Consider the following 8,763-nt stretch of genomic DNA (forward strand, 5'->3'; position numbering starts at 1 on the left):
GGAGGAGCCCAGCTCGGGGGTGATCGTCGTCTTGACCTTGACGGCGGTGGTGCCCAGCAGGCCCTGCAGGCCGGCGGAGTTGGTCACATCACCCGCGCCCTGCTCGTCGTTGGTGCACAGCGCCTTGTCGAACGTCGGGCCGGGGACGGAGCCCTTGATGCCGTTGGCCACGAGCGGCTCGACGTAGGGCTGGTCGGTGATCGAGACCGCCAGAGCCGACGCGCGGCACTGGAAGCTCGGAGCTTCAGCCGCTGACGCGCCCGACGCGAACACCAACGAGGCGCCCAACGACACCAACAGGGCGAACGCGAGGGCGAGGAGGGGGGGACGTGATCTGACGGTGCGCATGGCTGCTCTTTCCTCGTGCGGGCCTCGGCCGCGAGGATTCGCGGGGCCGGGACACCGATCGGTGGATACCCGGATAGTACGCATGGACTAGGACGAAGGTCCACCGTGCACCTGATCGTCCGTCTGGCCGCGAGGGGGCCGAAACGGCGTTCGCCCTCGTGGCGGGCCGTGCGGGCACCGCCGAGGACCGTGAGAGTTCTCTGAGGATGCCGTGGGGTGGGCACCGCGACGACCGCCCGCCCTGCCCCGCCTCGGGAGGCGGGGGCAGGTGGGTGTCGGAGAGGACCGGCCCGGTGGCCGGAGCGGGACCGCGTCGGTCCCGGGAGCGGTGCGCGTCGTGGCGCACCGCGGGCACGCCGTCGGCGTGCGGTGGCGTCCCGCCGGGAGCGGGACGCCGGGCCGGCTACTTGCGGCCGGCGAGCTCGACGATCAGGTGCTCGGTGATCGGCACCTGGATCTCGTGACGGTCCGGGAGGCGCAGGACGCGGCCGGACAGCCCGTCGTGGTCGGCCTCGAGCCAGGCCGGGACGATCGCGATCAGCTCGGTGGACTCCGTGGCGATCGGGCGGACGGGGCTGCCGTCCTTGATCGTCACGACGTCGCCCGGGGACAGGCGCGCGGACGCGACGGTGTGCCGGACGCCGTTGACCAGCACGTGACCGTGCGAGACGAACTGGCGGGCCTGGGCACGCGTGGAGGCGAAGCCGAGGCGGACGATGATGTTGTCGACGCGCGACTCGAGGAGCTGCAGCATGCGCTCGCCCGTGACGGTGTTCTCCGCGTTCCGCTTGCTGGCCTCGTTCATGAGGTTGCGGAACTGCTTCTCGCGGATGCCGTAGTAGCGCTTGGCCCGCTGCGTCTCACGCAGCTGCTGGGCGTAGACGGACGTCTTGACGCGACGGCCACCGCCGTGCTGTCCGGGGGGCAGGGCTCCACGGCGCTCGAGAGCACCCTTGCCTGCGAGGCGACGAGCGCCCTTGAGTTCGAGATCGACGCCCTCGCGCCTCGAGAGCCGCTCGACCGGCCCGGTGTAACGACCCATTGGGCCTCCTGTGGTCCTGCTCCGACGAAACGACGACACAGGGTAGCCAGGTCGGTGCCCCTCGCGTCGTCCGGCATGCGAAGATCCGCCGTCGCGCCGGGGAGGAATCTCCCACACGGCGCGGAAATCCCCCGGAACCGGCAGGATCGCGGAGCGCCAGGTACGTCCCGCCGTCCGTCCGCACCACGTCATGAGCGACACCTCCACCGACGAGCACCCGCAGCCCCGCCCGGGGGACGATCCCGACCTGCACGGGCAGGAGGACGGGACCGTCGAGGACGACGGGCCGGCCGAGCCACCCGTCATCGGCTGCACCCGCTGCGAGGCGCGGGTCGTCATGGGCTCCCGGTACTGCCCCAGCTGCGGCGTGCCGCTCGTCCGCTCGGGCGAGCAGGCGGCCACCGCGCTGTCGCGGACCCGGCGTCGCGCCCCGTGGATCGTGCGCCTCCTCGTGCCCCTGCTCTTCATCGGCGTGCTCTACGCCATCTGGTACGTCGCCAACACGGACCCGATCGAGGACGAGAAGGACGACCTGCAGCAGCGGCTGACCCGGGTCGTCGACGGGCACCGCACGCTCTCGGACCGCCTGGAGGAGCTCGAAGCCGACACCGATCCGGACGCCGCCCTCGGCGCCGCCCGCGCGGCGCTCGCCACGCTCCGCGACGTCCAGGACGAGACGGAGGGCGTCGACTCCGGCACCACCGGTCGCACGACCCGCGTGCGTCGCGCCCTCGCGACCGACCGTCTCTACCTCAGCGCCGTCGTGGGCGTCCTGCAGAACCCCCGCTCGCCGCTGCTGGACCAGCTGGGCCGCCGATCGGCCCGCGCCGTGGCGGCCCTGCGCTCCGTCGACGACATCGCGCCGACCAAGGACGCGATCCGCGGCACCGCCGTCCTCGGCGAGTCCGTCCGGGCACGGGCGAAGAACCCCTCCGGCTCCCGCCGCACGACCACGTCGTCGTCCTCCTCGTCCGCGAAGCGCCCGCCGTTCGTCAGCGCCGTCGAGCGGGTCATCCGCACCGGCAGCAGCGCCCGGCCCGAGCTCACCCGCGGGTTCGCGCTCCTGCGCGCGGCACGCGACGGCATCTCGACCTGGGACGGCACGGGAGCACGTCCGACCTCCGCCGACGCCGCCGTCGCCGAGGCCGAGCGGCTGTTCACCGCCGTCGCCCGGGCCCGGACCCGCGCGGCCGGCCAGGCCCGCGACGTGACCGCCCGGCAGTCCAACCAGGAGGCGATCCGCACGAAGCTCGCGGCGGCCTACGAGGCCGGCGGCGCGACCGCGACGAAGGTCCAGGGCTGCATCGGCTCGTTCCAGAACACGCCCGCCCAGGGCATCGCGCGTCAGTGCCTCGACGGCGTCCGGCCGCAGTCGGCCACCGAGGCGGACCGCACGCGGTCCTTCGTGCAGTCCTACCGCTCGGCCCGCGTCGCCGCGGGCCTCGGGGCGACCCCGGTCCTCTAGGCGCCGGGGCCGCCGCCGTCCTCCCGCGGGAGGTGGCGGCGTCGTCCCGTCCCTCTAGGCCGCGGGCGCCAGCGCCGCCCGGACCAGCGACCGGACGGACGCCCGCACCTGGTCCGTGCGGACCGGGAAGAACCAGGGCATCCCGTCGGGCAGCTCGCGGACGGCGTTGCCCACGCGGGCGAGGTGCGCGAGGCCGAGGATCTGCACGTACATCGCGTTGGCCGTGTAGTCGGGGTCGGCGACCGAGAACTCCCCCGAGGAGTCGCCCTCGTCCAGCAGCTCGATCGGCCGGTGCAGCGCCGAGGCGACCGCGCGGCCCATCTGGAGCATCGCGCCCTCGCTGACGCGCTCGAGCAGCTCGGTGCCCGGCTGGCGCAGCATGCCCATCGCCGACTCGACGAAGGCCGGGTACTCCAGGCAGAACCCGAGGAACGTCTCGGCGAAGGCGGTCAGGCGCTCGGCGGCGGTGCCGTCCTCGGGCAGCGCGTCGACCTGTCCGAGGAAGTCGTCGACGTAGGAGACGATCACCAGGGCGAAGAGCTCGTCCTTGCCGCTGAAGTGCCGGTAGATCAGGGCCTTGTTCAGTCCCGCCTCGCGGGCGACGTCGTCGATCTGGACGTCCTGCGCGCCACGCTCGTCCAGGAGCGTCCGGGTGGCCTCGAGGATCGCCCGCTCGCGGTCGCGCCGGCGCGCGGCGGTGCCGGCCCGCCGGTCCGGGGTGGAGGGGCTGCGGAGGCTCATCACGGACGATCCTACCCGCGGTTGCATCGTCTGTAAACCGTGGTTACACTCCGAGTACGGGCTCGCGGCGCGCGCCCTTGACCTCCCTCCGCATCCTTCGAGGACCGAACGCATGAGCACCACCTCCGACTTCATGACCATCGCCGGCGAGCTTGCGCAGGAGCGCATGAAGCCGGAGTGGCAGACCTTCTCCCTCGAGCTGAACGAGGAGCAGGTCACCCTTCGCGACTGGGTCCGCGAGTTCTCGGTCAACACGATCCGCCCGGCCGGCGCGGAGTGGGACGAGCGGGAGGAGTTCCCGTGGCCGATCGTCAAGGAGGCCGCCGAGATCGGTCTCTACGGCCTCGAGTCGACGATGTCGATGTTCCTTGACCCGACCGGCCAGCTGACGCCGATCTTCCTCGAGGAGATCTTCTGGGGCGACGCGGGCATCGGCATGGCGCTCCAGGGCACCGGCCTCGCCGTCTCGGCCATCTTCGGCCAGGGCACGCAGGAGCAGATCGCCGAGTGGCTGCCGCGCTGTTACGGCACCGCCTCCGAGCCGGTCGTCGCCGCCTTCTGCTCGTCCGAGCCCAACGCCGGCTCCGACGTCTCCAACGTCCGCACGACGGCGAAGTACGACGAGGCCACCGACGAGTGGGTCCTCAACGGCCAGAAGTCGTGGGCCACCAACGGCGGCATCGCCGACGTCCACGTCGTCATCGCGACCGTCGACCCGTCGCTGGGCTCCCGCGGCCACGCCGCCTTCATCGTCCCGATGAGCGAGGCCAAGGGCATCTCGCAGGGCGCCAAGGTCAAGAAGCACGGCATCCGCGCCTCCCACACCGCCGACGTCAACCTCGACGACTGCCGCGTCCCCGGCGCATACCTCCTGGGCGGCAAGGACAAGCTCGACGCCCGCCTGGCGAAGGTCCGCGAGGGCAAGCGCGCCCACGGCAACGCCTCGATGGCCACGTTCGAGGCCTCCCGCCCCGCCGTCGGCGCGATGGCCCTGGGCGTCGCCCGCGCCGCCTACGACTACGCGCTGGACTACGCCAAGGAGCGCGAGCAGTTCGGCCGCAAGATCATCGAGAACCAGGCCATCGCGTTCAAGCTCGCGAACATGAAGACCGAGCTCGACGCCTCCCGCCTGCTGGTGCAGCGCGCGGCCTGGCTCGGCGGCGCGACGCTGCGCGGCCAGAAGGCGGAGTTCCCCAACGCCGAGGGCTCGATGGCCAAGTACAAGGCCTCCGAGGCCGGCGTGCGCATCACCGAGGAGGCCATCCAGATCCTCGGCGGCAACGGCTACACGCGCGAGTACCCGGTGGAGCGCTTCCACCGCGACTCGAAGATCATGACGATCTTCGAGGGCACCTCCGAGATCCAGCAGCTCGTCATCGCCCGCACGATCTCCGGTATCCGCGTCCCGTAGGTCACAGAACCCCTGAGGACGACGAAGGGCCGGGAGCAGCGCTCCCGGCCCTTCGTCGTTCCTGCGGTCGGCCGCCCCCGCGGGGGCGGCCGCCGGATCAGCTGCTGGAGCCCGAACCGAACGACTTGCAGGACGGGGCCTTCTCGCCCAGCTCCTTCGGCAGGTCCTTCGTGTTGCCGAGGTCGATCTTCTCGAACTTCGAGCCGAGCGAGGCGAAGTCGTTGATCGACTTGATCTTCGCGACCTCGGCCTTGGCCTCGTCGATGCCCTTCTTGGCGTCGTCCGCGCCGTCCTTGACCGAGTCCTGGAAGTCCTTGAACTTCTCGGGCGCGTCGGCGTCGGCCAGCGTCTGGATCGACTCGCCGAAGGTCGTGAAGAGCTTCGTGGCGCCGTCCTTGAGGGTGGAGACGGCCTTGTTCGGGTCGCTCGCCGCGGTCGACGCGAGGCTGCCGGCCGACTTCTGGAAGTCGGACGTGGCCGTCACGATGTTCTTGCAGGCGCCCTCGTAGGTCTTGACGTAGTCCTCCTCGTTGCCGCCGCCACCGCCGCCGCAGCCGGCGACCGCCAGACCGGCGGTGGCGATGAGCGTTGGGACGAGCAGGCGCTTGTGGCTGGTGAGCATGGCGGCACCGTAACGGTCGCGGGAGCGTCGTGCGACCACCGCGCACCCCACGCGGGTCCCGTCCGGCCGTCCGGCGTACGCTGGAGCGGTGCCCGACGTGGTCCCACCCGTGCCCGGACTCCCCGCCGCGCGGCCCGGTCCGGCGATCCCGCTGGCGACCCTGACCACCCTGGGGATCGGCGGTCCCGCCGAGCGCGTGCTGGTCGCCCGTGACGAGGCGTCGCTGATCGAGGCGATCGCCGACGCCGACCGCGCCGGCCGACCGCTGCTGGTCCTGGGCGGGGGCAGCAACGTCGTCGTCTCCGACGACCCGCTGCCGGGTGACGTCGTCCTGGTCCGCACCCGCGGCACCCACGACGCGGAGGACGCCGGCGGCCCCGGGGGAGCGCCACGGGTGCTGCGGACGGTCGCCGCGGGAGAGCCGTGGGACGCGGTCGTCGCGGCGGCCGTGGCCGACGGCCTCGCCGGCCTGGAGTGCCTCTCGGGGATCCCCGGCGCCACCGGGGCCACCCCGATCCAGAACGTCGGGGCCTACGGGCAGGAGGTGGCCGACACGATCGTCGCCGTCCGCGTCCTCGACCGGCGCACGGGCGAGGTCGCGACGCTGCCCGCCGAGGCGCTCGGCTTCGCCTACCGCGACAGCGTCCTCAAGGGCCGGGACGATCGCGTCGTCCTCGACGTCACCTTCGCGCTGGAGCGCTCCGGCCTCGGCGCGCCGGTCCGCTACGGCGAGCTGGTCCGCAGCGTGGGGGCGGCGGCCGGGGAGCGGGTGCCGGCGGCGCAGCTGCGTGACGCCGTGCTCGCGCTCCGGCGCGGCAAGGGCATGGTCCTCGACCCGTCCGACCCCGACACGCGCTCGGCTGGGTCGTTCTTCACCAACCCGATCCTCGACGACGACGCGTTCGCGGCGTTCCGCGCCCGCGTGGCCGACCGCCTCGGACCGGACGTGCAGCCTCCGGAGTACGAGGCGGGGCCGGGCCGGCGCAAGACGTCGGCGGCCTGGCTCATCGACCGGGCGGGGTTCGAGAAGGGCCACGCGCGCGACGGTGCCGCGATCTCGTCGAAGCACACGCTCGCCCTGACGAGCCGGGGCGGCGACGCCGCGGACCTCGTGGCGCTCGCCCGCGAGGTCGCCGGCGGCGTCGAGCGGGCCTTCGGGATCGCCCTGCACCCGGAGCCGGTGTTCGTCGGCGCCCGGTGGTGAGGGCCGCCGACGCGGCGGCCCGGGCGGGCGACCGCTAGAAGACGTTGCAGGCCGCGGCCTGCTTCTTCAGGGCGGCCGGGATCGCGGGGAAGACGTTGTTCGCGTCGATCCGGCCGATGACGGACTGCGTGGCCTTCACGTCGCCCTTCGTCAGCGGCCCCTTCAGATCGCGGAGCACCTTGATCGTCCCGGGCGCGGACGCCGAGACCTTCGACTGGAAGCTCTTCAGGTCCTCCGGGGCGTCGAGGCCCTTGACCCGGTCCAGCGCGGCGGCCATCGAGTCCGCGAACGCCGAGACCGGCGTCGCGAACGCCTTGGCCAGCTCCGCCTGGCTCGGCGACTTCAGCGACTTCTGCAGGGCGGCCCCGTCGGTCTGCAGCTTCGTCTGGGCGTTCGAGAGCGAGGTGCAGACCTCGTTCCAGGTCGACGCGTACCCGCCCCCGCCGTCCGAGCCGCCACCGTCGTCGGAGCCCCCGCCGCAGCCCGCGGCCCCGAGCGCCAGCGCGGCGGCGGCGAGGACGGCGGCGGGGCGGTGCAGCGAGACGCGGGTGGCCATGGCGGGGACGATACGTCACCCGCGCGGGACGGCCCGGCGACTCACCGCAGGACGGTGCACTCCGGCGTGCGGGCGCGCAGGCTGTCGGGCGCGCGCACCGACGCCGGGCCGATGCTGCCGACGGCCAGGAGCGGCAACGCGTCCGGGTCGCCGCGACGCAGCCGCGCGACACCGGCGTCGACGCTCCGCAGGCGCACCGCCAGCTGCTGCAGCTCGCGTCCGTGCCAGGTGGCCCAGCGCTCGGGCGGATCGAGGGCGCGGACCTCCCCGGCGACCTCGGCCAGGTCGCGGCGCAGCGCGACGGCGGGGGCGAGCAGGTCGGCGCGCACGGCCGCGGAGGAGGGGCCCCGGACGGCCTGGGCGTCACCGGCGTCGGGCGAGTCCGTCGCCGCGCTGGAGACCGCGGTGCGGAACGCGGAGACGGCGTCGCCGACGTCGCCGCAGGCGTTGTCCCAGCCATCGGCGTAGGTCGTCTCGGCGTCGGACCCGCAGGCGACGAGTCCACCCGAGCACGCCAGGACGGCCAGCACGACGCCGATCCGGCGGAGCGACGGGCGGGAGGGGCGTCCGGACACCCCCGGCATCGTAGGGACGTCGCTCACGAGGCGCAGGCCGTGGCGCGGTCCCGCAGCGCCGACGGGACCGCCGAGCCCAGCGGCGGCGCGCCGAGGCCCTGGACCTTCCGCACCACGGTCGCCCCGGCGCTCTGACTGCCGCTCGCCAGGCCGCTGCGGCTGGCGGAGATCGCGGAGGTCACGCCGGAGACCCACGCGAGCGTTCGGCGGTGGTAGCTGCTCGCGCTGCTCGGGACGGGCGCGGCCCGCAGCCCGGTGGCCGCCGAGGTGATCGCGCTGCCGTAGCGGATGATCGCCTGCCCGACGGCCCTCGTGTTCGTCCCGGCCGCGCCGATGTCGGTGGTCAGCGCGCGGGTCGCGCCCTTGAAGCCGGTGCAGAAGCGGTTGGCGTCCACGGCGTAGGCCGCGAGGGTGTCCGTGGCCCCGGAACCGCCGCCGGCCCCGTCGCTCCCGCCGCCCTCGGAGGTCGACGTCGTCCCGCCGCCGGCCCCGTCGGCGTCCTGCTCCGCGGCGCTCGGCGCGGTGCCCCCGGCGCTCGTCGTCCCCGTGGTGGTGGTGCCTCGGGGCGTCGTCGTGCCGGGTGCCTCGGCCGGTGTGGTGACCGGTGCGGGCGCGAGGGCGACCGTCGCCCCGCCGTCGGTCGCGGCGATCGGCTCGCCGTACCCCGCGCCGCCGCAGCCGGCGAGCACGAGGGCCAGCGTCGCGGCCAGGGCCGGGACCGCGCGTCGGGAGCTCCGCTGCATCCGCCGAACCGTAGCGGGGCCCCGTGGGCGCGCGCGGAGGCCCGGGCCCGGGCCTC

The 8,763-nt window shown here is 73.9% G+C and carries 10 protein-coding genes; 3 read left to right on the forward strand and 7 right to left on the reverse strand.

Annotation, left to right across the window (positions count from 1 at the left end):
• Both Q7T67_RS03725 and rpsD read right to left on the reverse strand, forming a co-directional pair.
• The coding region (locus Q7T67_RS03725) for a hypothetical protein (protein ID WP_304786129.1) at positions 1 to 348 on the reverse strand (348 nt) is incomplete at its 3' end.
• Positions 349 to 751: 403 nt separating this feature from the next.
• The gene (rpsD, locus tag Q7T67_RS03730; RefSeq protein WP_304786131.1) at positions 752 to 1,390 is read right to left on the reverse strand and encodes a 30S ribosomal protein S4; all 639 of its coding nucleotides are present in this window, start codon (positions 1,388 to 1,390) and stop codon (positions 752 to 754) included.
• A 190-nt stretch (positions 1,391 to 1,580) separates the two neighbouring features.
• On the opposite strand from rpsD, the gene Q7T67_RS03735 reads away from it, so the two are divergent.
• A complete protein-coding gene (locus Q7T67_RS03735; protein WP_304786133.1) occupies positions 1,581 to 2,855 on the forward strand; it encodes a hypothetical protein in 1,275 nt (424 codons plus the stop codon).
• Between the two features lie 54 nt (positions 2,856 to 2,909).
• Here Q7T67_RS03735 and Q7T67_RS03740 read toward each other — a convergent pair whose 3' ends face one another.
• Positions 2,910 to 3,596 (reverse strand): TetR/AcrR family transcriptional regulator, encoded by a 687-nt coding sequence (locus tag Q7T67_RS03740; RefSeq protein ID WP_304786135.1) that lies wholly within the window; start codon positions 3,594 to 3,596, stop codon positions 2,910 to 2,912.
• Positions 3,597 to 3,729: 133 nt separating this feature from the next.
• On the opposite strand from Q7T67_RS03740, the gene Q7T67_RS03745 reads away from it, so the two are divergent.
• Positions 3,730 to 5,007 carry an acyl-CoA dehydrogenase family protein gene (locus Q7T67_RS03745; protein ID WP_370695355.1) on the forward strand — a complete coding sequence of 426 codons (1,278 nt, stop codon included), beginning with the start codon at positions 3,730 to 3,732 and terminating at the stop codon, positions 5,005 to 5,007.
• Positions 5,008 to 5,104: 97 nt separating this feature from the next.
• Here the strand turns inward: Q7T67_RS03745 and Q7T67_RS03750 are convergent, their stop codons facing one another.
• On the reverse strand, positions 5,105 to 5,629 hold the full coding sequence (locus tag Q7T67_RS03750) for a hypothetical protein (protein ID WP_304786139.1): 525 nt from the start codon (positions 5,627 to 5,629) through the stop codon (positions 5,105 to 5,107).
• Between the two features lie 97 nt (positions 5,630 to 5,726).
• Between Q7T67_RS03750 and Q7T67_RS03755 the strand changes: the two genes are divergently transcribed.
• On the forward strand, positions 5,727 to 6,833 hold the full coding sequence (locus tag Q7T67_RS03755; RefSeq protein WP_370695356.1) for a UDP-N-acetylmuramate dehydrogenase: 1,107 nt from the start codon (positions 5,727 to 5,729) through the stop codon (positions 6,831 to 6,833).
• Positions 6,834 to 6,867: 34 nt separating this feature from the next.
• On the opposite strand, the gene Q7T67_RS03760 is transcribed toward Q7T67_RS03755, so the two are convergent.
• Genes Q7T67_RS03760 through Q7T67_RS03770 form a run of 3 tightly spaced genes read right to left on the reverse strand, consistent with a single transcriptional unit; the run spans position 6,868 to position 8,707 of the window.
• Positions 6,868 to 7,389, reverse strand: a complete 522-nt coding sequence (locus tag Q7T67_RS03760) for a hypothetical protein (RefSeq protein ID WP_304786143.1) — start codon at positions 7,387 to 7,389, stop codon at positions 6,868 to 6,870.
• 41 nt (positions 7,390 to 7,430) lie between these two features.
• The gene (locus tag Q7T67_RS03765; protein WP_304786145.1) at positions 7,431 to 7,964 is read right to left on the reverse strand and encodes a hypothetical protein; all 534 of its coding nucleotides are present in this window, start codon (positions 7,962 to 7,964) and stop codon (positions 7,431 to 7,433) included.
• A 23-nt stretch (positions 7,965 to 7,987) separates the two neighbouring features.
• Positions 7,988 to 8,707, reverse strand: a complete 720-nt coding sequence (locus Q7T67_RS03770; RefSeq protein ID WP_304786147.1) for a hypothetical protein — start codon at positions 8,705 to 8,707, stop codon at positions 7,988 to 7,990.
• Between the last annotated feature and the right edge of the window lie 56 nt (positions 8,708 to 8,763).

The organism is Patulibacter sp. (genome assembly GCF_030655195.1).
In the GTDB taxonomy this organism is placed as follows: Bacteria; Actinomycetota; Thermoleophilia; order Solirubrobacterales; family Solirubrobacteraceae; genus Patulibacter.